Raw genomic sequence first — 24,298 nt, 5'->3', positions numbered from 1 at the left:
CCCGGCAGGCGGCACCCCGCACCGGCGTTCATCAAGGCTTCATCCACCATCACCGATCATCGCTGCTGCCGGTAGCGCTCGAGCCCCGCGCTGGCTTGCTCCCGCATCCGCTCCACGAGCCCGGTCGGCTCGACCACCGTGATGCTCGCGCCAAAGCCCAGCAGCATCCGCGCCATCCACTCGTCGGAGGCATAGCGCATATCGACCTGGACGCGACCGTCATCGAGGCGCTGCTCGTTCTCCACGGGGTAGTAGTCAACGAACCATCCCGCCGAGGGCTCGATCACCAATCGCGCGACCCCGAGGTGCTCATGCTCGCTGAACAAGCCATCGGCCGGGACGCGCTGGGCGTCGGCGGGAACGCGCGCGGGCTCCTCGAGCAGCCGCGCGGACTCGATGCGGTCGAGGCGGAACAATCGCACGTCCTCGGCCATCCGGCACCACGCCTGCAAGTAGGCCTGGTCATCGACGAGCAGCATCCCCATCGGGTCGGCCACGCGCTCGCTCACCACATCGCGCGAGGCCGAGTAGTACACGATGCTCATGGCGCGCTTGCGGCGCACCGCCTCGCGGACCACCGCGAGCCTCGCGGTCGCCTCAGGGTCACCAGCCTCGGTCTCCCCCGGTGCGGGGTCATCGTCGCCGGGCTTGTCCTGGCCATTGCTGGAGGCCGCGACACCAGCCGCGGACTCGATCTTCGCGATCGCCCGCCGCACCGCTGCGGGATCGGCCATGCCGGGCTGGTCGAGCAGCGCCCGCAGCGCCACGAGCAGCGCGGTCGCCTCCGGGCCGGCCAGGCGCAGTGGCCGCTCCATCCCGGCCGCATAGGTCACCGCCACCGTCTCGCCCTCGAAGGACAGGTCGATCAAGTCACCCGGCCCGTAGCCGGGCAGCCCGCACATCCACAGCAGGTTCAGGTCATCGACCAGTTCCTTCTGCGTCACCCCCATCTCCCGCGCGAGATCGGCCTTGGAGATTCCGGGGTTGGCCATCACGTACGGCACGAGGTTGAGCAGGCGCACCAGCTTCACCGACAACCGCGACGACGCCATCACCGATCACCTCCCGCTGCCCGCAGCGCCCCCTCGAGCACCGCGACAACCTCCCGCACCAGCTCCGGTGGCTCCATCGCCACGGCATCGGGCCCATGCCCAGCGATCGCGCGCGCCAGCCACTCCCACGACGACGCCTCCACCTCCAGCAGGTCACCATCCACCCCGTCGAGCGCATGCCGTGCCGAGGCCGAGGCCATGCGCCGCAGCTCATGCACCTTTCCCGGCGCGACCCACACCTTCGCGGGGAGCCGGGGCGCCGTGCCGCTCGCGACCGCGCGCGCGATCACCTCGTGGATATCGACATCCTCTGGCTTGCGCACCATCCCGCGCTTGCCGATCACGCTCACCTCGCCGGCTATGCGGGAAAGCCGGAACGTGCGCACCGCCTGCTTGTGGCGGTCCTGCCCCACCAGGTACCAGCGGCCCCGCCAGGTGCCGATGCCCCACGGCTCCACCTCGCGCTCCCGGAAGTCCTCCCCGGCGCTGCGCCGGTGCGCGAACCGGACCGCGGTTGCCGAATCGATCGCCTCGAGCAGCACCCGCACCGCCTGCTCCGACGTGCGAGCGCGCTGCGGCACCATCGTCACGGGCAACCCCTCGATCACGGGCACCCCGCCCGCGCGCAGCTTCAGCAACGCGGCCTGCGTGGCCGCGTGCAGCTCCGGCGACTGCCATAGCTGCGCCGCCACGGCGACCGCGGCGGCCTCGTCCTGGTCCAGCTGCACATCCGGCAGCTCGTAGGCGTCGCGGCGGATGCGATAGCCCTCCGTCGTCGAGTGCCACGAGGCCCGCCCGGTCTCGAGCGGAATGCCGAGATCCCGCAGCTCCGCCTTGTCACGCTCGAGCATGCGGTAGTAGGCATCGTCGCTGCCGTCGCGCGGATAGCCCGCCACCGTCTCGCGGATCTGGTCCGCGGTGAGGAACTGCCGCGTCGATAGCAGCGCGATCACCAGGTTGACCAGTCGTTCCGCTCGTGCCGCCGCCACCTGATCATCCCTTCCCGCTGCGCGCCCGTTCCCCCATCACATGGCTGCGATGAGCCGTTCCACCCGCTCATCGACCGATCGGAACGGGTCCTTGCACAACACGGTCCGCTGCGCCTGGTCGTTGAGCTTCAGATGCACCCAGTCGACCGTGAAGTCCCTGCCGCGGTCCTGCGCGGCCGCGATGAACTCGCCCCGCAGCCGCGCCCGCGTCGTCTGCGGCGGCACGGCAGTCGCCTGCTTGACCTCCGCATCGGAGGTGACCCGCGCGACGAGGCCCTTGCGCCGCAGCACATCGAACACGCCGCGGCCCTGCTTGATGTCATGGTAGGCGAGATCGATCTGTGCGATCTTGGGATCACCGAGCGACAAGCCGTGCTTCTCCTCGTACCGTGAGAACAGCTTGCGCTTGATCACCCAGTCGATCTCGGTATCGACCTTGCTGAAGTCCTGCGTCTCCACCGCATCGAGCATCCGGCCCCACAGGTCCACGACCTGCTCGAGCTCGTCGCTCGGCTCGCGCCCCGCCAGGTACTCGACCGCCCGCGCGTGGTACTCGCGCTGGATCTCCAGGGCGCTCGCCTGGCGTCCGCCCGCGAGCCGTACTGGCTTGGTGCCTGTGATGTCGTGGCTGATCTCACGGATCGCCCGGATCGGATTGTCCAGCGCGAAGTCCCGGAACGGCACGCCTGCCTCGATCATCTCGAGCACGAGCGCCGCCGAGCCCACCTTCAGCAGGGTCGTGGTCTCCGCCATGTTCGAATCGCCCACGATGACATGCAGGCGGCGATACTTCTCCGCATCGGCATGCGGCTCGTCACGGGTATTGATGATCGGCCGCGACCGCGTCGTCGCCGACGAGACGCCCTCCCAGATGTGCTCCGCGCGCTGCGACAGCGTGAAGATCGGCGCCTTGACGGTATGGAGCACCTTGCCCGCGCCGCAGATCAGCTGCCGCGTCACGAGGAACGGCAGCAGCACATCGGAGATGCGGGAGAACTCGCCCGTCCGCGAGACCAGAAAATTCTCGTGGCAGCCATACGAGTTGCCCGCGGAATCGGTGTTGTTCTTGAACAGGTAGATGTCCCCGGCGATGCCCTCGTCGGCAAGCCGCTGCTCGGCATCGAGGAGCAGTTCCTCGAGGATCATCTCGCCCGCACGATCGTGCGCCACGAGCTGGCGCAGCCCATCGCACTCCGCGGTCGCGTACTCGGGGTGCGAGCCGACATCGAGGTACAACCGGGCCCCATTGCGCAGGAACACGTTGGAACTGCGTCCCCACGACACGACGCGCCGGAACAAGTACCGTGCCACCTCGTCCGGGCTCAACCGGCGATGCCCATGAAACGTGCAGGTGACACCGAATTCCGTCTCGATACCCATGATTCTTCGCTGCACCCTCGCCACACTACCGCCACTGCCACCCTCCTCAGCGGCGACTACCGCAACAAATCATCACCGATCGTCACTTTTGCATTGCGTGCACGGCGGCAATGCCTACTCTTGACGGTATGGATGCCCCCGGCCGCGCCGAGACCGGCCCTGCGGAAGACGCGACTGCCCACCCGGCGGCCGCCCACTTGGCGTCCCGGCGTGCCACAGCAGCAGCGGCCCCGCGCGCCGTGCGCCGCGCTGTAGGCCAGGCGGACCGTCGCTTCGTCGAGCGTTCCGCCCAGTGGCGGCCCACGCCCATGGACCGCGCCATGATCGCGCTCAGCCGCTCCACGAGCAAGGGACAGGTCTGGATGGGCGTGGCCGCCATCCTCGTGGCCTCCGGTGGCAATGCCCGCCGAGGCGCGGTCCGCGGCGCCGTCGTCCTCGGTGCCAGCACCCTCGTGGCGAGCCGGCTCCTCAAGCCACTCTTCCCGCGCAACCGGCCACCCGAGAACGCTCTTCCCGGCACGCGCCGGTTCGGTGACTCCCCCACCACCCCCTCGTTTCCCTCCGCGCACTCCGCGCTCGCCGCGGCGTTCGCCACCGGCGTCGCGATCGAATCACCGCTCGCGGGCTACCTCATCGCGCCGCTCGCCGCGGCCGTCGCCTACTCGCGGGTGCACACCGGGGTGCACTGGCCCTCCGATGTCGTCGCGGGCGGCGTCGTTGGGGTCTCCGTGGCACTGCTCACCCGCCACTTGTGGAGCGCTGATTCCGCGACCGTCGAGTAGAGCCTGCGAGCCTTCGACCGGCGCGCTCTACCCGAGCAGCTCGGCGAGGTCGGCGCCCCGGATGCGACGGAACGCGCGGCGCGGTCGCGTGCTCTCCAGCACCGCCACCTCGAGGCCGGTCGGATCCAGCGTGCGGGTATCGGCTTGCCCTCCGGGCGCGGGTGCCTTCTGCAGCGCGGTCACGGAGGTGCGCAGCGCCTCGGCGAGGCCGAGACCTGGCTGGTAGGAAGTGCGCAGGTCCGCGAGGATCGGCTCGGTCGAGCCACCCATGACGACGAAGTTTCGCTCGTCAGCGATCGACCCGTCATAGGAGATGCGGTACAGCTGCGGCGGGCGATCCGCCCCCGGCGGGCTGACCTCGGCCACGCACAGCTCCACCTCGTACGGCTTGGGCTGCTCGGTGAAGATGGTGCCGAGCAGCTGCGCGTAGGCGTTGGCCAGGGCCCGCCCGGTGACATCCCGGCGGTCATAGGAATAGCCGCGCATGTCGGCATGCAGGATCCCGGCGCGACGAAGGTTCTCGAACTCGTTGTACTTGCCCACCGCAGCGAAGCCGAGGCGATCGTAGAGCTCGCTGATCTTGTGCAGCGCCGTGGAAGGATTCTCCGCGACCAGCAGGATGCCATCGGCATAGGCAAGGACGATGACGCTGCGGCCCCGGCCGATGCCTTTGCGCGCGAGCTCCGAGCGGTCGCGCATCACCTGCTCGGCGGATGCGTAGTACGGGAACGTCACGAGTGCTGGTCCTCCCCGGCAGATGACCTGCGCTGGTTGATGATCTCCTCAGCGATCTGGCTGATCCGCTCCGGCGCGACCGATTGCGCCCCAGATGGCGTGATCACGGCCATCGTGGGATACAGCTGGCGGATCGCATCGAAGCCGCCGGTCGCGGTGTCATCATCGGAGGCATCGAACAATGCCGCGATCGCCGCGTGCTCGGCCTCGTCCTGAGCGAGCCCCTTGCGGTAGGTCTTCTTCAGCGCCGATCGCGCGAACAATGACCCCGAGCCCACCGAGTAGTAGCCCGCATGCTCCTCGTAGCGGCCTCCGGTGACGTCGAACGAAATGATCCGTCCCGCCGTGGCATCGCTCGCCGCGTCCACATCGAAGCCCACGAACAGTGGCACCACCGCCAGGCCCTGCAAGGCCGCGCCCAGGTTGCCGCGCACCATCGTGGCCAGGCGATTAGCCTTGCCATCCAGCGTCAGCGCCACGCCCTCGATCTTCTCGTAGTGCTCCAGCTCGACCGCGAAGAGCCGCACCAGCTCCACCGCGACGCCTGCCGTGCCCGCGATGCCCACCGCGGAATACTCATCGGTGATGAAGACCTTCTCGATATCACGGCTCGCCACGATGTTGCCCATGGTGGCACGGCGATCGCCCGCGATCAGCACACCACCGTCGAACGCGAGCGCGACGATCGTGGTGCCGTGCGGAGCGAGGTCCTCGCTGCCGCTACGGCCACGCAGGTCAACGGACCGACTACCCGGCAGCAGCTCGGGCGCATGGATGCGCAGGTGATCGCTGAACGAGGACAGCTGCGAGTACCGCTGCGCTCCCGCATCGCGCTGCATCATGCGCCACAGGTCCTGGCCCGTCACTGTCCGCCCTTCTGCACGTAGGCACGCACGAAGTCCTCGGCATTCTCCTCGAGGACATCATCGATCTCGTCGAGTAGATCATCGGTATCCTCGGCGATCTTCTCGACGCGCTCCTGGCCTCCGGTACCGGTCCCCTGGGTGGCATCGTCATCATCGTTGCCACCGCCCCGCTTGATCTGCTCCTGAGCCATAGCGGCCACCTCCTCGATCGGTGCGTCTCACCGGGGCGTCGGATCTCGTTCACCCGGGCGATAATTCAACAGTACCGGGAGATCATGACAACTTCCCGGAATACGAGCACTGCCCGCGTGCAGCGCCTGCTGGCCGAGCGACTACTTGCCGAGCTTGTCCACGAGCTCCCGCGCGGACCCCACCGAATCGAGCAAGCCCTGCACGTGCCGCTTGGTGCCCCGCAGCGGCTCCAGCGTCGGCACCCGCACCAGCGAGTCCCCGCCGAGGTCGAAGATCACCGAGTCCCAGCTCGCCGCCGCGATATCCGCCCCGAACCGGCGCAGGCACTCGCCCCGGAAGTACGCGCGCGTCGATTCCGGCGGGTTCGTCACCGCGCGCATGACCTCGTCCTCGGAGACCATGCGCTTCATCGACCCCCGCGCCACCAACCGGTTGTACAAGCCCTTGTCGAGGCGCACATCCGAGTACTGCAGGTCCACCAGGTGCAGCCGCGGCGCCGTCCAGGCCAGCCCCTCGCGCTTGCGGAAGCCCTCGAGCAGGCGCAGCTTCGCGGGCCAATCAAGCAGGTCCGCGCAATCCATCGGATCGCCCTCGAGCTTGCCCAGCACATCGAGCCAGGTAGCCAGCACATGGCGGGCCCGCTCGTCGTCATCCCCGCGCCGGTCCAGGAAAGCCTGCACCCGCTCGGCGTACTCACGCTGGATCTGCAACCCCGTCAGCTTGCGACCGTCGACGAGCTCCACGGTTGCCTTCAGCGTCGGATCATGGCTGATCGCATGCACCGCATCCACCGGGTGCCGCAGCTGCAGGTCCGCGAAATCGTTGTTTGCCTCGATCATGTCGAGCACCAGCGCGGTCGTGCCGACCTTGAGGTATGTCGCGGTCTCGGCAAGGTTCGCATCGCCGATGATGACGTGCAGCCGCCGATACTTCTCCGCATCGGCATGCGGCTCGTCGCGCGTGTTGATGATGCCGCGCTTGAGCGTCGTCTCGAGCCCGACCTCCACCTCGATGTAGTCCGCCCGCTGGGACAGCTGGAAGCCCTCGCCATCCCCATGCTGGCCGATGCCCACTCGTCCCTGCCCGCAGATGACCTGCCGGGACGCGAAGAACGGCGTCAGCCCCGAGACGACCTTCGCGAACGGCGTCTCCCGCTTCATCAGGTAGTTCTCGTGCGTGCCGTACGAGGCGCCCTTGCCATCGACGTTGTTCTTGTAGAGCTGCAAGCGCGGGTTGCCCGGCACCGACGAGCTGTAGCGCGCGGCTGCCTCCATGACACGCTCGCCCGCCTTGTCCCAGATCACTGCGTCACGCGGATCGACCACCTCGGGGGCCGAGTACTCCGGATGCGCATGATCGACATACAATCGCGCCCCATTGGTGAGGATCATGTTGGCCGCGCCGATCTCATCGGCATCGATCACTGGCGCCGGCCCGCTGTAGCGTCCCAGGTCGAAGCCACGCGCATCGCGCAGCGGGGACTCGACCTCGTAGTCCCACCGGGTCCGCCGCGACCGTGGCACCCCTTCCGCCGCGGCATAGGCGAGCACCGCTTGGGTCGAGGTGAGGATCGGGTTCGCGGACTTGTCATCCGGCGAGCTGATCCCGTATTCCACTTCCGTGCCCATGATCCGCTGCATGGGACCACAGCCTAGGCGATCACTCCGGCAGGAGCGTCGCCGGTCGACGCGTGGCAAGAGCTTGGCAAGGCGTGCGCACGCGCGAGTAGCATCCGGACTAGAAGATCATCACCGAGCCGATCGCTATCGAGCACAGGAGGCACGCGCCATGCGAGCAACACGCCGGATCGCCACCGCCATCGCACTCATGCCAGCCGCTGCCCTGCTCGGCGCCCCCAGCGCGCTCGCCGACCACTGGAGCGAGTGCGAGCAGATCTGCGCCGGCGAGGACACACCACTCGCCGCGACAGCGGTCAATGCTGGCATCGCCACGGCTGTCCTCATCCAGGGCGCCGACCCCGAGATGGAATGCCGCGCTGACCCCGCCGAGGCAGGGCTGGTCATCAAGGAGGACGGATGGGTGCCCGTCGATGATTCCGGCACCGCGCTCGTCGTCCTCGAGGGCGGCGTGGTCGGCGAGGTCTCGATCACCTGCGCGTACCCGAGCTCGGATGTGTTCTGGGCGACGCACGCCGATTCCGTGGCACTGAGCTAGCCGGGGCCTGCCGTCGAGCCTGGCTGGCTGGCGGACTCTCGAGGACGAAAGCCTATGGAACTCAACAGATCCGGCCATCCACGGCCGTTTTCCGTTGAGCTCCATAGGCGAATTCCGGCACCGGGCGCCCCCAAAGCTTCCAGCCCTACAGGTACTGCCCCGTCTGGGACTCGGTGTCGATGGCCCGGCTCGCGCTGGCGTTCTTGCCGGTGACGAGGGTGCGGATGTAGACGATGCGCTCGCCCTTCTTGCCGGAGATGCGTGCCCAGTCGTCCGGGTTGGTGGTGTTGGGCAGGTCCTCGTTCTCGGAGAACTCGTCGACGATCGAGTCGAACAGGTGCTGCACGCGCAGTCCCCGCATGCCGGTGTCGAGGAACTCCTTGATGGCGAACTTCTTGGCCCGGTCGACGATGTTCTGGATCATCGCGCCGGAGTTGAAGTCCTTGAAGTAGAGGACTTCCTTGTCGCCGTTGGCGTAGGTCACCTCGAGGAAGCGGTTGTCATCGCTCTCGGTGTACATGCGCTCGACGACGCGCTCGATGATGGCGTGCACGCAGGCGGCGCGGTCGCCGCTGAACTCGGCGATGTCCTCCTCGTTGATGGGCAGATTGCTGGTGAGGTACTTGGAGAAGATGTCGATCGCGGCCTCGGCGTCGGGACGCTCGATCTTGATCTTCACGTCGAGGCGCCCGGGCCGCAGGATGGCGGGGTCGATCATGTCCTCGCGGTTGGACGCGCCGATGACGATGACGTTCTCCAGCCCCTCGACGCCGTCGATCTCACTGAGCAGCTGGGGCACGACAGTCGTCTCGACGTCGGAGGAGACGCCGGAGCCGCGGGTGCGGAAGATGGAGTCCATCTCGTCGAAGAACACGATGACGGGAGTGCCTTCCGATGCCTTCTCGCGGGCGCGCTGGAAGATCAGCCGGATGTGGCGCTCGGTCTCGCCGACGAACTTGTTGAGCAGCTCGGGGCCCTTGATGTTGAGGAAGAAGGACTTGGCTTCCTTCGTATCCTCGCCGCGGGCCTCGGCAATCTTCTTGGCGAGCGAGTTCGCGACGGCCTTGGCGATGAGGGTCTTGCCGCAGCCGGGAGGGCCGTACAGCAGCACGCCCTTGGGCGGGCGCAGCGCGTACTCGCGGAACAGGTCGCGGTGCAGGAAGGGCAGCTCGACGGCGTCGCGGATCTGCTCGATCTGCCGGGACAGGCCACCGATGTCGTGGTAGTCGACGTCGGGGACCTCCTCGAGCACGAGATCCTCCACCTCGGCCTTGGGGATGCGCTCGAACGCGTAGCTCGATTTGGTGTCGACGAGCAGGGAATCACCGGGCCGGAGCGCGCGGGGCGGCTGGAACGGATCGTCCTCGTCAGGGTTCACGAGTGGATCGGCGAGCCAGACGACACGCTCCTCGTCGGCGTGCCCGACCACGAGGGCACGATGGCCGTCGTCGAGGAGCTCGCGGAGCGTGCTGATCTCACCAACCTGCTCGAACGAGCCTGCCTCGATGATCGTGAGCGCCTCGTTGAGGCGCACCGTCTGGCCCTTGCGCAGAGCGCTGGCGTCGATGTTCGGGGAGCATTGCAGGCGCATGCGGCGCCCCGAGGTGAACACGTCCGCCGTCTCATCATCCGGAATGCCAACGACGACGCCGTAGCCACTCGGTGGCTGCCCGAGCCGATCGACCTCCTCGCGCAGGTTGAGCAGCTGCTGGCGGGCCTCCTTGAGCGTGTCGAGGAGCTTGGCGTTGCGGGCCGCGAGGGACTCGATGCGCGCTTCGAGCTCGCGGACCTGCTGCGGGCTGGTAGCGAGCTGGCGGCGCAGGACGGCGACCTCGGACTGCAGGTCCGAGATCTCACGATTCAGCTCTTCGCGGTCGCGGGGACGTTCTGACGTGCTCATGGGCGTCTCCTCCCGTTATGGTCCTCCCACGCTACCGGCGATCCGCCAGCGACGGGGAATGACGCGCGTCTACCCGATACAACAAGGGCCCCAGGGCATGGATTCCGGTGCTGGCCGCTAGCGATCATGATCTCAGGGCATTCTCAGGCAACCGCGATCAGCCTCGCACCTCTGTCCCGGCAATGCCCTACGCGTATGGGTGAATGTCACACGCATCGTCTACCCTGCTCACCCATGAGCGAATCGGGCGAAACTCACATTAGCGATCCCGCTGTGAGCCCCACCATTGTCACCAACCGGCTCGAGCTGGGCGCCGCCCTCACCGCGCTCCGCGACCAGCGGCGCCTGACGATCCGCGATGTCGTCGAGAAGTCCGGCGTGCTCCACGGCACCGTCAGCGGCTGGTTCGCCGGGCAGCACGTCCCCACCAACTCCAGCAAGCCCGCGTTCGATGACCTCCTCGCCGCCGTCGGTGTCACGAGCGAGGAGCGGCGGGGCGAATGGTGGCAGGCAGTGCTTCGTGCTCGCCGCTCCCCTGGGCGCCGGGGAAGCAGCCAGTCTCCCCCGTACAAGGGGCTGGATAGCTTCTCGCCCGAGGACGCCGAATGGTTCTTCGGCCGCGACGGCCTCGTCAGCTACGCCCTCGACCACCTCGCTCGCAAGCCCGATGTGCCCCTCATCATCATCGGCGCATCCGGGGCAGGGAAATCCTCGCTGATCCGGGCCGGAATCATGCCCGCGCTCGCTACCGGCCGCAGCGACCTGCCGCAGCACCTGTCACCGGTGCTGCTCACGCCCGGACCGAATCCGATGCGAGCCCTCGCCGCCGCCAGGATCGATGCCAGCACCGTGCTGTGCATCGACCAGCTCGAGGAGCTGTGGACGCAATGCCGCGACGAGGCGCAGCGCCGCGCCTTCCTCGAAGCCCTCACCAGCATGCCTGCCCGGCCACGCATCGTCCTAGGGCTGCGAGCCGACTTCTTCGCCGCCGCCGTCGATGAGCCCGCGCTGCTCCAGCCGCTGCGCGAGAACACGCTCGTCGTGGGCCCCCTCACCCGCGACGAGCTCAACGCGGCGATCACCGCGCCCGCGGCCCGGGCCGGATACACCCTCGAGGACGGCCTCGTCGAGGTCCTCACCAGTGACCTCGCGCCCCGCGACTCCGCGCAGACCCACGACCCCGGCGCCCTCCCGCTGCTGTCCCACGCATTGCTCAGCACATGGGCCCTGAGCAGCCGCAAGCACATGACCGTCGCCGATTACCACGCGACCGGCGGCATCAAGGGCGCGCTGCAGCAGACCGCCGAGAGTACCTACACCACGCTCGAGCCCGCCCAGCAGGAGCTCGCGCGACAAATCTTCCAGCGCCTCGTCAACGTCGACGGCCCCGCCGAGACACGTCGTCGTGTCCCCCTCGGCGAGCTGCTCGACGCTCGCGACCGCGACATGATCCGCGAGGTCGTTGACCTGTTCGCCGATCAGCGCATGCTCACCCTCACCGAGGATGCCGTCGAGATCACCCACGAGATCCTCATCCGCGAATGGGCACGCCTGCGCCAATGGATCCAGGACAACAAGGACAGCCTCGTCGTCCACCGTCGCATCACCATGGCCGCACGGCTCTGGCAGGACTCCCAGCACGATCCCAGCACCCTCCTCGGCGCAGGCCGGCTCGAGGTGTTCGACCAGTGGGCCTCCAGCGACGACCACCATGCCGAGCTCAACAACCTCGAGCACGAGTTCCTCGCCGCCAGCACCACGCACCACGAGCAGCTCCGCGCGAAAGAGGCCGACCGGCAGCGCCGCCTACGCCGCCTCAACGCCACCCTCGCCCTCATCGCCGTCGTCGCCGTCGTCGCCGCGATAGCCGCCACCGCTGCCGGGGTGTACGCCAGCAATCAGCGCAGCGACGCGGAGCTCGCGCGCAATGAATCCATGTCCCGCCAGGCGTCCGTGCAGGCCCAGCGCACCCGCGAGGACACCCCCGCCCTCGCCGCGCAGCTCGCGCTCGCCGCCTACCGCATCAATCCCACCATCGAATCGCGCGCCGCCCTGCTCGACGCAACCGCGACGCCGACACCCATGCGCCTCGCCCACGCCCAGGGCGCCACCGACTTCGCGCTCTCCCGCGACGCCAGCACCCTGATCGGCACCTCCGCGGACGGCACCGCGCACATCTACCGCATGAATGGCAATGCCTCCGCGCCGGCCCGCACCAGCACCCTCACCACCGGCGACGAGGACAAGCACCATTCCTACGCGGTGACGCTCTCGCCCGACGAGTCGCTCGCCGCATTCGGTGGCGGCAGTGGACTCGTGCTGTGGCAGCTCGACGGCGACGAGCCCAGGTTCCTCGCCGAGCTCGATACCGGTGGCGAGCCCATCCACGATGCACAGTTCGCACCAGTCGGCCGCATCCTTGTGGCAGGGACCCCTGACGGTGGCATCCTCCGCTGGGACCTCACCGATCCCGAGCGCCCCGTCGTCCTGCCCGGCATCGTGCCCGAGAACCCGCTTCCCCAGGCCCGGGCCGCCATCGCGCACTCCGCGGACGGCAGCATCATGGCCACCTCCACCAATGCGGGCATCGTTAGCGCCTGGGACGTGACCATCCCCGGGGAGGAGCCGGCCCTGCTCGCGGAGCTGCCCCTCGGCGGTGATGGCACGACCGTGGCCAACGGGCTCGCCCTCAGTCCCGATGCCCGCTTCCTCGCCGCCGCCACAACCGCCGCCGACGTGCAGCGCTGGGACATCACCGACCTCGCGAGCCCCACCGTCCTCGACCCCCTCACCGGGTTCGACAGCTGGGTCAACGGCGTGACCTTCACCAGCGACGGCAGAGTCCTCGCCACCGCGAGCTCCGACCAGACCGCGCGCACTTGGGACTGGGCCACCGGCACCGAACTGACCCGCTTCAACTCGCCCGCCCTGCTCACCGGAATCGCCTACTCCACCGCCGAGGACATGCTCATCACCGGTGGTGATGACGGCATCATTCGTATCTGGCCCACCCCTGGACCTGTCCTCGGTGGCATCACTGGCGTGGTTTTCCAGCTGCGCTACAACGCTGACCGGTCCATCCTCGTCGTCACTGCTGGGCGCGGTGACCGCGGCGCGCACCTCTTCGACACCACCGACCCCGCCAGGCCGCAACGCCTCAGCCGCATCGACGTCCCCGAGTTCAGCGCCACCGCCGCCATCACCGACGACGGCACCATCCTCGCCGTCGGCACCCTCGACGGGCAGGTCCACCTCTGGGATACCAGCGACCCCACCAGTCCACGCCAGCTCTCCACGATCAAGCACGACCATGACTCGCTCGTCGCGTCCCTCGAGATCTCCCGCGACAAGCAGACCCTCATCACCAAGACCTACGCCGGCCCCGAGAACGGCGTGTGGGACATCAGCGACCCGGCGAGCCCCCGCGCTCTCGACACCCTCGGATCGCGGCGCGGACGCGGCTACCTCGGCGACTTCAGCCCCGACGGCAACCTCTACGCGCTCGGCACCGCGGGTGGAGGCGTGCCCATCTGGCGCTACACCGGCACCGGCGAATTCGAGTTCGTCGCCGACCCGGGCGATTTCGGAGGCCACGTCGAGGCCGTCAGGTTCAGTCCCGACAGCACCCTCATCGCCGCGGGAGGCGGTGGTGGCGACACCGCGATCCGCCTCATCGATGTGACCGACCCCAGCAGCCCCCGCATCACCGCCACCCTCTCCGGGCCCCGCGTAGACATCTACTCCCTCGATTTCAGCGCCGACGGAACCCGCTTGATCGGGACCTCCGGAGATCAGATCTGGATGTGGGACATCACCGACCGTGACGATCCCCGAGTCCTCGGTGTCCCCACCGCGTACGAGGGCCGCGCCAACGATGCCGTCTTCATCGGCGATGACCACCACATCGCGGCCGCCGGATGGGAACGCAACGTGCGCATCTGGACCAGTGCCCCGGATTCCGCCGCCGACTGGGTATGCGACACCCGCGGTACCGCGCTGACCAGCGGCGAATGGGAGCAATTGCTGCCCGGTGTTCCCGAGATCGACATCTGCGGCACCGAGTAGCCGGGAACAGCGAGACGAAGGTTTTGCCCGATTCCGCTGAAAAAAGTGTGATCTGCATAACAGAATGGAGGGGGGCCGCGGAGTCGCGGACCAGGACGCCGAGGAGGTAGCCCGGGTGAGCCTCACAGTGACGTGCTTGACTCCTCCGGAAATGTTCCGCGCGGCAGCGCTACGCTTCCAGCCGGGGCGACGGCACCGCATGAACGTGGAGTTCCGCAACGAGGACGGCGACCGCGTGCATGACGCGATCATCCTCGACTGCCAATGGACCGAGGATGCCGTGGCCATGGTCCTGATCCTCGAGCAAGGCCAGCGCGTGCATGTCGACATCCCTGATACCGCTCCGGGCTCCGCGCGCGCCGCCGTCGTCGTCGCACCGACAACACTGTCGACGCCGTTGCTCGTGCGTGGCGTGGAGCGCTGGCTGATGTGGCAATCGAGCAGCGACGAATGGAACTCCGGCACCGGCCCGTTCGACCACCTCGCCCCGCTGCGGCGACAACCGCTCGCCTGGCGCCAAACACTCGCCCAGCATGCCGAGAATCGTGAATGGGCGCTCGTGCTCTCCCACATGCGCGATGCGCTGCGCCCCCTCCACGGCGACACCCTCGTCTGCACCGCGGCGGTGATGTTCGACGTCAACGGCACCGTCCCGTAGCCGATCCGGCCCGGGGGCTCGCGCACGGCGGGCCTAGGTGAACAGCCCGCGGATGTCGTCAGCGGTCAGGGCACTGCTGAACCCCGCACCATCGTCGAGGACATTGCTCGATAGCTGTGCCTTGCGCTGCTTGAGCTCCGCGACCTTCTCCTCGATGGTGCCACGGGAGATCAGCCGGTAAACGTTGACGGGGCGGGTCTGGCCGATGCGGTGCGTGCGATCCACCGCCTGCGCCTCGGTGGCGGGGTTCCACCAGGGATCGAGGATGTAGACATAATCGGCCTCGGTGAGGTTGAGTCCGAATCCGCCCGCCTTGAGACTGATGAGGAAAACAGGCGCGGTCCCGGCGCGGAACGCATCGAGGACCTTGCCGCGGTCGCGGGTGGAGCCGTCGAGGTAGGCGTACGGGATTCCCGCGTCATCGAGGCTCTGCCGGACCAGCGCGAGGAAGCTGGTGAATTGGCTGAACACGAGCGCGCGGTGGCCACCGGCGATGATGTCGCCGAGGTGCTCGTGGAGGATCTGGATCTTCGCGGACGGCACCCGCTCGTGGGCTGGGTCGACGAGCGCAGCGTGGAGGCTGAGCTTCCGCAACGTAGTCAGCGACTGCAGGATGGTGATGCGGTGCTTGTCGATGTCGTCGACGAGCCCGAGGATCTTCTGCCGCTCGCGCTGCAGCCGCGTGTCATAGGCCTTGCGATGCTTGGGGTGCAGCGGCAGGTCGAGAAGGGTTTCCTGCTTGGCGGGCAGGTCGCTGGCGACAGCCTCCTTGGTTCGGCGCCGCAGCAGGGGCGCGATGCGTCGCTGGAGCTGCCCGAGCCGCTCGGTGTCACCGATCTTCTCGATGGGCTCCGCGTAGGTTTGCTTGAACGAGCGCGGATTCGGGAACAGCCCCGGCGCGGTGATGGAGAGCAGCGACCACAGTTCCATGAGGTTGTTCTCGATGGGTGTGCCGCTGATCGCGAGCTTGAAGGGCGCCGGGACCGTGCGGCAGCAATTGTGGATCTTGGATTGGTGGTTCTTGGCGATCTGCGCCTCGTCGAGGATTAGCCCGGACCACGAGTGCTGCTGGTGGGCCTCGTTGTCGAGCCGGAACAGCGTGTAGGACGTCACCACGATATCCGCGCCCGCGATGGCGGCATCCAGGGTGGTGCGGCGCTTGGCGAGCGTGTCCGTCAGCGTCGCGACAGTGAGCCCCGGGGTGAAGCGGGCGGCCTCGTCGGCCCAGTTGGGGACAACACTAGTGGGAGCGACGATGAGGAACGGCGGCCCGCCGGGATGGTGCTCGCGCGCATGAGCGATGAGGGTGAGGGTCTGCAGGGTCTTGCCCAGCCCCATATCGTCGGCGAGGATGCCGCCGAGCTGGTTGCGCCACAGGAAGGCGAGCCAGTCGAAGCCCTCCTGCTGGTAGGGGCGCAGCTTGGCTCGCAAGGTGTGCGGCAGGTCCGCGACAGTGGGACTGTCGGTGCGCAGCGCGGTGACATGCCGGTCCCATTCAGCGGCCTGCTCGCCGATCACGCCGCACTCGACGAGCTCGTCCCACCAGCTGATCTGGTAGCGGTTGATGCGCAAGCCGTCGCCGGGCTTGTCGGTCAGGGCCTTCGCCTCGCTGATGAGCGAGCGCAACGTATCGAGCTCGGGACGGTCGAGGGTGAAGTAGGCACCCCCGGGCAGGATCATGCGCGTCTCGCCGCTGTCGAGGGCGCGGAACACATCCGGGAACGCAAGGTTGGTGCCGTCGACGCTGACCGCCACATCGAGATCGAACCAGTCCGACTGCCCAGTGAGGTGCGTGGTGGACAAGGTGATCGAGAACGTATCGTCGGCATCCCGGAAGTCAGGGACCTCGCCGCTGATCTCGATGTCGACCCTGTCCAGCGCGCGCAGCGCGGGCAGCATGTCCTCGACAAGAGTGACGGTATCCATGCCGTGGTAGGCCGTGGGATCCAACGGAACGAGCGTGCCGATGCTTCGCGCCAGCTCCTGCTCGGCAGCGGGATCCCGGATGCCATCGGGCTCGATCGGGGCCAGCGCGGGAAAATCCGCGACCGTGTCATCGATCCGGTACCGCCAGCTGCACAGGCTCGCCGCGCGATAGTCGACCTCGAACACCACCTGCACCAGCAGCCTCGGTCCCGTGACCTTCGGCGGAGCGAACGATTCATCGCTCGACCGGATCGCGGCGCGCCCGCGCAGGCGCGGGTAGTACAGGGTCGCGAAGCGGTGCGCGTCAGCAGCAGGCACGCTCAGCGGTTCCGCGTCGATTACCGCGGGCCGCAAGGGCTCGGGCACCCCCGCTGGGCATGCGGCAAGATGCAGGCAGCCCAGGTCATCGCGGTACGCGACACCATGCCCCTCCGCACCGAGGAACCCGATCGGCCGCAGCTCGCCCGCGCTCGGAGCATTCTCCGCTGCAACCGCGCCCGGCGGCACGCTCGCCTCGATCCGCAGGTCACCGCCCTCGCTGCGGCGCACATCCAGCATCAGCTCCGCGGGCGGATGCAGATCCACCATCGCCCAGTCCCGATCGCGGTCCAGCAGCACGACGCCACTGCCGAGGAGGTCCAGCAGGATCGGCCAGAACCGGATGCTGTGGAACTCCGCGAGATCGAGCTGCCCATCGAGCGCCGAGCCACGCGCCCCGCCCCGGCCCGCCTGGTAGACGGCATGGAACTCGCGCAGCAACGCCAGCTGCTCCCCATCGATCGCCATGCGATGCTGCACATACGGCAACTCGTTCCACGTGATCGCCGTGGAGAGCCAGCCCCGCCGCCCCTGCGTGACCAGCCTGGCCACCAGCCGGTGCCCCACCATGCCCGCCCGCTGCTGGGTAGAGGTCAACGGCTGCGCGGCCAGCTCCATGCCCAGCACCGCGCTCTCCTCCGGAGGCTCATCCTCGGGCAGCAGCCCCGCGAGCGCCTGCTCCCACGCTGCGAGCTGAAGGCCGGGCACCATCTCCCGCACCGAATCCACTGCGGTGGCCACCAGCGCGACAGTGTGCTTGCAATCCTGCCGCATCGGGCAGCTGCACCGGCCATGATCGAACCGCAGCTCGCCGCCCACCAGCGTGAAAACCGCCGAAGTGCGATACGAATTGCGGCCACTGCCAGCAACGATGCCGCGCAGCGCGTAAGCCGCGGCATCCCACGAATGATCCTGCACAGCCCCATCGCGGGCATAGCCCATGCCGCGCCAGAACGTCGCCTCCCCCACGAGCGGACGGAGGGCAACGGTGGGAAAATCTCGGAGCGCGGCGGGCAGCACCCGGCCAACCTACCGGAGGAAGCGCTCGAGCGAAACGGAGCGCGACCGGGGAAGCTTCCTCGTCGTAGGACTTGACGCTAGGCGCGCGCGGCCGTCGATTGTGACGATCCAGCCACGGTAGGTGTGGCGCGATCCTCGCGATTCACCGTCCCGGCCGAGGTGGCAAGTCGGGCGAACTACCTCTTGCGACCTATTCGTACACGATCTAGTATCTCTGTTCCCCGGGCTCCCGCGCCGCGATGGCTCACACCTCACAGCAGCATCCGGGAACTGGCAACCCCGAGCAGAGAAAGGCAGGACCACGCTGATGACGACATGACATGACACCCGAATCCGACGCCGAGACATCTCCGCAGGAGAGGTGTATCGGTCGACAGGAAGGGTCACCATGTCCAACTCGTCCAGCAAAAAGGTCCTCAACGCCGTCAAACTCCTCTCGGGCCGCCTGCACCAGGCCAAGCCCGGCACCATCTGCCGCTGCGGCGTATGTGCTCATCGCATCGCGCTCATCGCGCGGCGCGTCGGGATCAGCCGCGCCGCCCTCCGCGAGGCCCTGCAAGGCCCGGTGGAGGAAGAGGCACCGGCAGCGCCGCGCCGCCCGCTCACCGCACAGGTGTGCGTGGCCGGCACCATCTGCCCCCGCGGGTCGCGCAACAACGCCGAGGGCATCGGCATCCTTCTCGCCCGCCTCCACGAGGCCGAGTAGGCAGTGGCGGAAGGGTGCGGGGATCCCCTGATCCCCGCACCTTTCGCTGTCCCCGATAGCTAGGCCATGCCGCGCGTGCCTCGTGGCAAACTCCTATGAGAATCAACGATCTGCGTCGATCCTGGGCAGAACTTGTTGCTTTTCATGGGCTTTTTACGGTCTGGGGCGCGGCCGGGGCTACTCGTCGAAGATGTCTTCGGAACCGCTGATAATGCCCCGCGGCGTGCGCGGCAGGTCCCCGACCAGGGCATGGCCATTGCGCTTGGACGTCAGGTACGACGCAGGGGTGTGCCCCTGTCCCCCGGCGGCGCCGCCACCGGCCATGGGTGCCATTGGCGCCATGCCGCCCATCATCGGACGGGAACTGGTGCCTGGATTGCTGGGTGCGGTGGACGCAGCTGGCGGCAGGGTTCCCCCGGGCAGCCTCGGCGTCCCGCCGCTGCTGGGTGGCCGACCGTTTCCTGGTGCGCTGCCCGGCGCGGAACCGCGTGGTGCCCCACCGGATGCCGCGCCACCGGCTATTGGGCCACCTGGCCCGTGCATTCCGCCCGGGCCCGATGCGCCTGGCTGGCCGCCGGGGACTGGCCCTGGACCGTTGCCTGGGCCTGCTCCGATGCCCGCCCTCGGCGCTGTGGCAGTTTCTCCGCTGGCCACCGCAGCACCCGCGGGCTGCGTCCCGGCCGGAACGGTTTCCGGACCACGATGCAAGGATCGCGCGTCGGCCTCGTCCCCGGCCGCGCCTCCCTCGCTACCGCTGGTGGCAGCCTCAGCAGCCGTACCTCCGGTCGCTCCTTCGCTTCCAGTTCCTGCCGCTCCGCCTGGCCTGCCGCTTGCCTGCGGCGCGATGGCGGTATCGCTGTCGGTCGTGGGCGCGTCCGGGGGCGGCAGCAGCGGCACACGATCCGCCGAGTCCTCCACCACCGGCCGGTAGCGCAGTTCCATCGCATCCCGCGCCAGCTCCAGCGCCGCCTGCTGCTCCGCGGCCAGCCGCGCCTGCCATGCTCCTGTCGGATCCGCCGCATCCGTAGCGCTGGCTACCGGTATCTCGGGCACCGCCCGAGCCGCGTCCGACAAGCCCTGCACCGTGGTGTCGAGCTTGCCGCCGATCTCCTCGGCCACCGACCCGAGCGTGACGAGGCTGACCAGGTGGTCCTCGATCGCGGCGATCATCCGATCAGCCAGCTCTCCCGACAGCCCGGAAGGCAGCACCCGCAGGCCCGCTGCCGCATCCTCGGCGGCGGTCGCCAAGGCAGTACCGGCCTCTCTCCACGAGTCGGCGAACCGCATGAACTCCCGCAGATCGTCGGACAACGCGGTGGCGGCCGCGGCGATCTCGGCATGCCCCATGACCGCGAACGGCTCGGTCACCGCCACTGGGAGCGCGTGGTAGCCCGGCGAGCGCGGGCTCAGGTTGAAAACCGCCGCCGCGGCAGCGAGCAGGCCCTTGGCCAGCAGTGCCCCGGTCCCGCCTTCCTTCACCAGCGCTTCCAGCGGACCGTGCATGTCGGTTTCCGCTGGTCCGGTGGCCGGCAGCATGCTCGTGGCCAGCACCGCCCCGGTGCCGCCCTGCTTCGATAGCGCCTCGAGCGTGGCGAGCGCCTCGGCGGTATCCACATCCGTGCCGGTCATCTGATCGCGCGCCGAGCCCAGGGTGACCGCCATCGCCTCGGCGATAGCGATGTGGGAAGTGACGATGCCATCGAGCGAGGCCTCCCCGCCGTCCCACAGGAATCCATACGCGGTGGCCAGGGCCTGGCCCGACGGCAGCGTGCCCAGCCGCAGGCTGGCCGACGGCAGCGTGCGGATCACGCCATCCCTGTTCCGGGCGAGCTCGATCGCGAGTTGCTCGCAGGCGGTGATGGCGCGGTCGAGGGTGGCCGGGTCGAGCTCGAGCAGGCCCCCCGGGGTGGTGATCGGTGACGACATCGTGGTGGTTCCCCCTGGCGGGTCGGCGGGTGGCTAGCGGGCGGGCAGGTAGGGCTCGAGGATCGTCGTGTAGCGGATGACCTCCTCGTTGGCGTGCAACGAGGGGTCTGCCCGGGGCGCGAGCCGGAGGTTCACCCACACCGTGCCCTCACCCGTGGGGAACACGATCTCCGCGCATAGGAACGCCCCGCAAGACTCGTGGTTGTAGCGGATCCCGCTGCGCCGGTTGATGACCACCTCGGTGACGCCGGTTATGCCCGACTGGAGCAGCACCTCGTCGAGCGGGAGCATCTCCGAGGCGATCCAGATGCGGTGGTCCTCGCCCCGCCAGGCGCACTCGCGGTGGTCATCCCAGTGCTCGCCGGAGATCTTGGGGTTGCCGTAGATGCTCATGTACTCGGACTCGACATCGACACCCACCGCCTCGAGTGCCTCGTCGGGGATATCGGTGCACGGATCGAACAACGCCGACGGGCGCACCGGCGCTGTCGACGTCGGCGCGGCAATGGGCATCGACCCGCCGGGCGCCGTGACGAAAGGCAGGCCGCAGCCCGCGAGCAACCCCGCCACCAGAACCACGCCCATGCCTGCCACCGCTCGTCGCATGCCCGTCCCCTATCGTTGCCAGTACTGCGCTCGGAGAATAGGACGCAGCCCGAGCAGCGATGGTTCCCGAGCCCCCATATGGGATGCATCACAACCGCGCAACAGAATCTGCTAGCTGATGTCGCGTTTTCGGGCGCGTGTCGCGGCGCGTCGCGTGACATTGACCAGCAGATTCCCGGGAGAGCAGCCGCGCGGCGCTCTGGCCCGATGGCTAGCGGGCGGGCAGGTACGGCTCGAGGAGCGTGGTGTAGCGGATGACCTCCTCGTTGGCATGCAGCGAGCGGTCCCCAAGGGGCGACAGCCTCAGGTTCACCCACACCGTGCCCTCCCCAGTCGGCAGGGCGATCTCCGCGCAGGCGCGCGCCCCGCAGGAAATGTGGTTGTAGCGGACCCCGGATGGATGACCAGCACCTGGCCTGGCAGCACCTACGACTGCGCGGCACCCGCGCCCACCACCAGCACCGCGCGGCCCGCGGCGAGCGGCGGCCTCGGCCTCAGCACCCCCATGACGATGCCGGCCTGCGACGGCACTGGCATCGTCATTTTGCACAGCGCCATCACCCCCGGGCAGTACGCCAACGAGGTGCAGAACGCGCTCGACACGCACCCCGGTGCCCGCTACCTGCGCACCGACCAGTCCTGCCCGTCGCTGCGCCAGTCCTACGAGGGCAATCCCATCTACGCCGTCTACTACCCAGCAGGCACGAGCCGCACCGAGCTGTGCGCCCGCGTCCGCACTGTCGGCGGTGATGCCTACGGGCGCTGGCTCGACACCACCAGCGACCCGAGCGAGCTCGTCACCTGCTGAGGCTAGCGGTGTGCCTCCGCCGTCGTCGACGTGGTCACCTCTACCGTCGCCCGCTGCTCCCGAGGAGAATGACCGGCATGAGCATGACGTACTGGGTTTCATTCACCGCAACGGTGCTGGCCGGAGCTGCGCTCATCCTCACGCTCCCTTCATTGTTCGAACCGCATGAAACGCGACACGAGCTGACTTCGTTGCTGCTCGGTATCGTGGTGCTGGCTTCTGGAGGACTCGTGCTGTGGCTGAGGAAATCGGGCCGAGTGCCAGGCCGCCCCCGCACGGGCGACTAGCGTTGCGGCGCGCACCCCGTCCATCTGGGTGACCAGCCGTACCAGATCGAGCGCGAAGCTCCATGCAATCCCGCTACATGGAGGCGAAGAATGACCGATCGAGCACGGAGCTTCGGGGAGGCCGCGGCCAGCTACGACCAGGTGCGTCCGCGCTACCCGCGGCAACTGCTCGAGCGGATACTGCCGTCGGGGCCGGGCGTAGTCGTCGATTGTGGCGCCGGGACGGGGATCCTCACCGCCGAGCTCGTGGCGCTCGGGCGCGAGGTGATCGCGGTGGACCCGGATCCACGCATGCTCGACCGGCTGCGGGCGGTGCTTCCCAGTGTCATGGCGCTGGAAGGCCGGGCTGAATCAATGCCCCTGCCGGATTCCTCGGCCGCGGCGGTAGTTCTCGGGCAGGCCTGGCACTGGGTGGACGTGGAGGCTGCCTCCCGGGAGATCGATCGTGTGCTCGCGCCCGGCGGCTCGCTGCTCCTGCTGTGGAACATCCGCGACGAGACGGTGCCGTGGGTGCGGGAGCTCACGGGGATCATGCAGCGCAGCCCCGCCGAGGATCTCGTGCGCGGCGAGGGTCCGTGCGTGGCAGCACCGTTCGTGCGTGAAGCTGAGACAACGCAGGCGTGGCAACGCACGCTCACGCCCGCTGAGCTGCGGGAGCTGGTGCGCAGCCGCAGCAACTACCTGGTAGCCACTGCTGCGGAGCGCGCCGACATCGATGCGAGGATCGAGGAGTTGCTGGCATCGCATCCTGATCTCCGTGGCCGGTCCCGCATCGAGCTGCCGTACGTCACTCATGCGTACCGGTACCGACGGGGATGAGCCGCTAGGCGGGTGGGCCTGGCCGTGCCCCCGCCGCGAGTGTGCGAAATACGTCAGCCTTCCTCACGATCGCTGTCGTTTTTCGCACTCTCGTCGGCAACGAAGCCACCACCAGCGCCCGAGCCGCCACCACCACCGACACCCCAGCCCGGCACGTTCTCGACGCTAGTGAAGTCGTCGCTGGTGCGCGCGATGGTCGCTTCCTGGTAGTGGCCGGCTTCCTTGCGGTGCAGCGCGTCGGCGAGGAGCTCGGCGAGGGTGGGGCGCATGTGGGCCCACATGTGGCCGTGGTTGCGGATGACGGTGATGGATGTGCTGCCGGGGTGGCGGGTGTTGCGGCGCAGCACGGCGTCGATGTGGTCGGAGTGGCTGGTGAGGGCATCGTGCACGCCGATGATGTCGTGCCAGGTGGTGGAGGGGTGGAGGGTGTCGGGGAGCTCGTGGAGGGAGCGGCGGCGCATGATCATGGATCGGCGGATCTTGCTGAGGGGGTCCATGGTGGGCGCGGGGTGCTCGTGGTCGTGGGGGTCGAAGTCGCCGACGATGGTCTCGATGGCATCGCGGACGATGGGCCCCTCGCGGCGGAGCATGTGGAGGGCCCGCCAGGCATGGCGGTGCAGGCCGTCCATGGTGCCGACGGAGGAGAGGGTGACGAGGTGGTCGGCGTTGTCCTGGAGCGATTCGGCGACGGAGTAGGCGACGATGCCTCCCCAGGACATCCCGGCGACGTGGAGCGGTCCGGGATGGAGGCGCGCGAGGGCGTGGGCGTGGCTGTCGGCGAACTGGCGGCGGTCGGTGCGGCGGTGGACGTGGTCGGCCATGGGGGCGATGATGGGCCGATCGAGCTGCTGGGCGTAGGACCAGAGGTACCGCTGCCCGAGGGTGGTGTTCGGGGTGGATCCGAACCCGTTGTAGATCACGACGGGCTGCACGTGCTCGAACCGGCGGTTGAGGAGATAGAAGCGGAACTTGTCGCCGGTGGTGCGGTCCGTGGCGACGTTGTACTGGGTGATCTCGTCGCGGAAGGTGTGATAGGCCGCACCGAGGTGGTCCGTTTCGTCCATGCGTCCATTATCGTGGGTTGGCGA

20 protein-coding genes are annotated in these 24,298 nt (G+C 68.4%); 8 read left to right on the top strand and 12 right to left on the bottom strand.

Going from position 1 to position 24,298, the window contains the following annotated elements; genetic code table 11:
* Positions 1-56: 56 nt before the first annotated feature.
* The 3 genes from FXO18_RS01065 to pafA are packed head-to-tail and all read right to left on the bottom strand — an operon-like array spanning position 57 to position 3,436.
* Complete coding sequence (locus FXO18_RS01065; RefSeq protein WP_149359222.1) at positions 57-1,052, bottom strand: helix-turn-helix transcriptional regulator; 996 nt, start codon at positions 1,050-1,052, stop codon at positions 57-59.
* Positions 1,052-2,041 carry a helix-turn-helix transcriptional regulator gene (locus FXO18_RS01060; protein WP_149359221.1) on the bottom strand — a complete coding sequence of 330 codons (990 nt, stop codon included), beginning with the start codon at positions 2,039-2,041 and terminating at the stop codon, positions 1,052-1,054. Before FXO18_RS01060 ends, FXO18_RS01065 begins: the two co-directional genes overlap by 1 nt.
* Positions 2,042-2,077: 36 nt before the next feature.
* Positions 2,078-3,436, bottom strand: a complete 1,359-nt coding sequence (pafA, locus tag FXO18_RS01055) for a Pup--protein ligase (protein ID WP_149359220.1) — start codon at positions 3,434-3,436, stop codon at positions 2,078-2,080.
* A 113-nt stretch (positions 3,437-3,549) separates the two neighbouring features.
* On the opposite strand from pafA, the gene FXO18_RS01050 reads away from it, so the two are divergent.
* Entirely contained in the window at positions 3,550-4,203 is a 654-nt protein-coding gene (locus FXO18_RS01050) for a phosphatase PAP2 family protein (protein WP_187774121.1), read from the top strand.
* 27 nt (positions 4,204-4,230) lie between these two features.
* Here the strand turns inward: FXO18_RS01050 and prcA are convergent, their stop codons facing one another.
* The 4 genes from prcA to dop form a co-directional block, all read right to left on the bottom strand.
* Positions 4,231-4,938, bottom strand: coding sequence for a proteasome subunit alpha (gene prcA, locus FXO18_RS01045; RefSeq protein WP_149359218.1), 708 nt, complete (start codon positions 4,936-4,938; stop codon positions 4,231-4,233).
* Positions 4,935-5,804 (bottom strand): proteasome subunit beta, encoded by an 870-nt coding sequence (prcB, locus tag FXO18_RS01040; protein ID WP_407936417.1) that lies wholly within the window; start codon positions 5,802-5,804, stop codon positions 4,935-4,937. Before prcB ends, prcA begins: the two co-directional genes overlap by 4 nt.
* Positions 5,801-5,995: a ubiquitin-like protein Pup gene (locus FXO18_RS01035; RefSeq protein WP_149359217.1), complete on the bottom strand. Its 195-nt coding sequence runs from the start codon at positions 5,993-5,995 to the stop codon at positions 5,801-5,803. The genes prcB and FXO18_RS01035 overlap by 4 nt, the downstream gene beginning before the upstream one ends.
* A 141-nt stretch (positions 5,996-6,136) precedes the next feature.
* Positions 6,137-7,636 (bottom strand): depupylase/deamidase Dop, encoded by a 1,500-nt coding sequence (dop, locus tag FXO18_RS01030; protein ID WP_149359216.1) that lies wholly within the window; start codon positions 7,634-7,636, stop codon positions 6,137-6,139.
* Positions 7,637-7,784: 148 nt separating this feature from the next.
* Between dop and FXO18_RS01025 the strand changes: the two genes are divergently transcribed.
* On the top strand, positions 7,785-8,171 hold the full coding sequence (locus FXO18_RS01025; protein ID WP_149359215.1) for a hypothetical protein: 387 nt from the start codon (positions 7,785-7,787) through the stop codon (positions 8,169-8,171).
* Positions 8,172-8,316: 145 nt separating this feature from the next.
* On the opposite strand, the gene arc is transcribed toward FXO18_RS01025, so the two are convergent.
* Complete coding sequence (gene arc, locus FXO18_RS01020) at positions 8,317-10,071, bottom strand: proteasome ATPase (RefSeq protein WP_149359214.1); 1,755 nt, start codon at positions 10,069-10,071, stop codon at positions 8,317-8,319.
* Between the two features lie 273 nt (positions 10,072-10,344).
* On the opposite strand from arc, the gene FXO18_RS01015 reads away from it, so the two are divergent.
* Positions 10,345-14,136 (top strand): nSTAND1 domain-containing NTPase, encoded by a 3,792-nt coding sequence (locus FXO18_RS01015; RefSeq protein ID WP_149359213.1) that lies wholly within the window; start codon positions 10,345-10,347, stop codon positions 14,134-14,136.
* 136 nt (positions 14,137-14,272) lie between these two features.
* Complete coding sequence (locus tag FXO18_RS01010; RefSeq protein ID WP_149359212.1) at positions 14,273-14,794, top strand: hypothetical protein; 522 nt, start codon at positions 14,273-14,275, stop codon at positions 14,792-14,794.
* A gap of 33 nt (positions 14,795-14,827) precedes the next feature.
* Here the strand turns inward: FXO18_RS01010 and FXO18_RS01005 are convergent, their stop codons facing one another.
* On the bottom strand, positions 14,828-18,058 hold the full coding sequence (locus FXO18_RS01005) for a DEAD/DEAH box helicase (RefSeq protein ID WP_149359211.1): 3,231 nt from the start codon (positions 18,056-18,058) through the stop codon (positions 14,828-14,830).
* 388 nt (positions 18,059-18,446) lie between these two features.
* Between FXO18_RS01005 and FXO18_RS01000 the strand changes: the two genes are divergently transcribed.
* Positions 18,447-18,764: a hypothetical protein gene (locus FXO18_RS01000; protein ID WP_149359210.1), complete on the top strand. Its 318-nt coding sequence runs from the start codon at positions 18,447-18,449 to the stop codon at positions 18,762-18,764.
* A 177-nt stretch (positions 18,765-18,941) separates the two neighbouring features.
* Here FXO18_RS01000 and FXO18_RS00995 read toward each other — a convergent pair whose 3' ends face one another.
* Positions 18,942-20,690 (bottom strand): hypothetical protein, encoded by a 1,749-nt coding sequence (locus FXO18_RS00995; RefSeq protein ID WP_149359209.1) that lies wholly within the window; start codon positions 20,688-20,690, stop codon positions 18,942-18,944.
* A gap of 33 nt (positions 20,691-20,723) precedes the next feature.
* Positions 20,724-21,296 (bottom strand): DUF3558 domain-containing protein, encoded by a 573-nt coding sequence (locus FXO18_RS00990; RefSeq protein ID WP_149359208.1) that lies wholly within the window; start codon positions 21,294-21,296, stop codon positions 20,724-20,726.
* A gap of 400 nt (positions 21,297-21,696) precedes the next feature.
* Between FXO18_RS00990 and FXO18_RS00985 the strand changes: the two genes are divergently transcribed.
* From FXO18_RS00985 to FXO18_RS00975, 3 genes are all read left to right on the top strand, one after another.
* On the top strand, positions 21,697-22,104 hold the full coding sequence (locus tag FXO18_RS00985) for a hypothetical protein (protein ID WP_149359207.1): 408 nt from the start codon (positions 21,697-21,699) through the stop codon (positions 22,102-22,104).
* A 68-nt stretch (positions 22,105-22,172) separates the two neighbouring features.
* Entirely contained in the window at positions 22,173-22,391 is a 219-nt protein-coding gene (locus tag FXO18_RS00980) for a hypothetical protein (RefSeq protein WP_149359206.1), read from the top strand.
* Between the two features lie 90 nt (positions 22,392-22,481).
* Positions 22,482-23,210 (top strand): class I SAM-dependent methyltransferase, encoded by a 729-nt coding sequence (locus FXO18_RS00975; RefSeq protein WP_149359205.1) that lies wholly within the window; start codon positions 22,482-22,484, stop codon positions 23,208-23,210.
* 53 nt (positions 23,211-23,263) lie between these two features.
* Here the strand turns inward: FXO18_RS00975 and FXO18_RS00970 are convergent, their stop codons facing one another.
* Positions 23,264-24,274, bottom strand: coding sequence for a thioesterase domain-containing protein (locus tag FXO18_RS00970; protein WP_187774120.1), 1,011 nt, complete (start codon positions 24,272-24,274; stop codon positions 23,264-23,266).
* Between the last annotated feature and the right edge of the window lie 24 nt (positions 24,275-24,298).

The sequence above is a fragment of the Lolliginicoccus suaedae genome, from assembly GCF_008312885.1.
Taxonomy (GTDB): Bacteria; Actinomycetota; Actinomycetes; order Mycobacteriales; family Mycobacteriaceae; genus Lolliginicoccus; species Lolliginicoccus suaedae.
Note: the sequence above shows the minus strand (reverse complement) of the source record. Positions and strands in the feature narration are given on the sequence as shown.

What these genes read in the sequence shown, in the direction of transcription:
- FXO18_RS01065 (WP_149359222.1), bottom strand. Translation starts at nt 1,052, where the DNA reads ATGGCGTCGTCGCGGTTGTCGGTGAAGCTGGTGCGCCTGCTCAACCTC.
- FXO18_RS01050 (WP_187774121.1), top strand. Translation starts at nt 3,550, where the DNA reads ATGGATGCCCCCGGCCGCGCCGAGACCGGCCCTGCGGAAGACGCGACT.
- FXO18_RS01035 (WP_149359217.1), bottom strand. Translation starts at nt 5,995, where the DNA reads ATGGCTCAGGAGCAGATCAAGCGGGGCGGTGGCAACGATGATGACGAT.
- dop (WP_149359216.1), bottom strand. Translation starts at nt 7,636, where the DNA reads ATGCAGCGGATCATGGGCACGGAAGTGGAATACGGGATCAGCTCGCCG.
- FXO18_RS01025 (WP_149359215.1), top strand. Translation starts at nt 7,785, where the DNA reads ATGCGAGCAACACGCCGGATCGCCACCGCCATCGCACTCATGCCAGCC.
- arc (WP_149359214.1), bottom strand. Translation starts at nt 10,071, where the DNA reads ATGAGCACGTCAGAACGTCCCCGCGACCGCGAAGAGCTGAATCGTGAG.
- FXO18_RS01000 (WP_149359210.1), top strand. Translation starts at nt 18,447, where the DNA reads ATGTCCAACTCGTCCAGCAAAAAGGTCCTCAACGCCGTCAAACTCCTC.
- FXO18_RS00995 (WP_149359209.1), bottom strand. Translation starts at nt 20,690, where the DNA reads ATGTCGTCACCGATCACCACCCCGGGGGGCCTGCTCGAGCTCGACCCG.
- FXO18_RS00990 (WP_149359208.1), bottom strand. Translation starts at nt 21,296, where the DNA reads ATGCGACGAGCGGTGGCAGGCATGGGCGTGGTTCTGGTGGCGGGGTTG.
- FXO18_RS00985 (WP_149359207.1), top strand. Translation starts at nt 21,697, where the DNA reads ATGACCAGCACCTGGCCTGGCAGCACCTACGACTGCGCGGCACCCGCG.
- FXO18_RS00980 (WP_149359206.1), top strand. Translation starts at nt 22,173, where the DNA reads ATGACCGGCATGAGCATGACGTACTGGGTTTCATTCACCGCAACGGTG.
- FXO18_RS00975 (WP_149359205.1), top strand. Translation starts at nt 22,482, where the DNA reads ATGACCGATCGAGCACGGAGCTTCGGGGAGGCCGCGGCCAGCTACGAC.
- FXO18_RS00970 (WP_187774120.1), bottom strand. Translation starts at nt 24,274, where the DNA reads ATGGACGAAACGGACCACCTCGGTGCGGCCTATCACACCTTCCGCGAC.